This is a genomic window from Microbacterium sp. GXF6406, from assembly GCF_054798215.1.
Window position 1 is genome coordinate 1 of the sequence record NZ_JBSJZH010000073.1, and the last position, 577, is coordinate 577.

Below are 577 nucleotides of genomic sequence, written 5' to 3' on the forward strand. Positions count from 1 at the left end.
GACGTCTGCATCGTGGTCTGCGACGGCCTCAAGGGGCTGCCGGAGTCGATCACCACGACGTGGGAGTTCGCCGTGGTGCAGACGTGCATCATTCACCTGATCCGCAACACGTTCAAGTTCGCGTCGCGGAAGTACTGGGACCAGATCGCTCGCGACCTGCGGCCCGTCTATACCGCGCCGACCGAGGCAGCTGCCAGGGCGAGGTTCGAGGAGTTCGCGGAGAAGTGGTGCACCATGTACCCGGCGATCCGCAGGCTCTGGGAGAACGCGTGGAGCGAGTTCATCCCGTTCCTCGACTACGACGTCGAGATCCGCCGCATCATCTGCAGCACGAACGCGATCGAGTCCCTCAACGCCCGCTACCGGCGGGCAGTGCGGGCTCGGGGCCACTTCCCCAACGACGCCGCCGCGCTGAAGTGCCTGTATCTCGTGACTCGCTCACTTGACCCCACAGGCCGGGGTCGGGCACGCTGGGTAACCAGGTGGAAGCCCGCACTCAACGCCTTCGCGATCACCTTCGAAGGCCGAATCAACTAAGAATGCGCCAGGCCAGATCCACCGTTAACCTGACAGACCC

The 577-nt window shown here is 64.3% G+C and carries 1 protein-coding gene; it reads left to right on the forward strand.

Annotation, left to right across the window (positions count from 1 at the left end; all coding sequences use genetic code 11):
- Positions 1 to 537, forward strand: a 537-nt coding sequence (locus tag ACWAUG_RS13655; protein ID WP_460802843.1) for an IS256 family transposase, incomplete at its 5' end; no start/stop codon positions are given.
- Positions 538 to 577 lie beyond the last annotated feature (40 nt).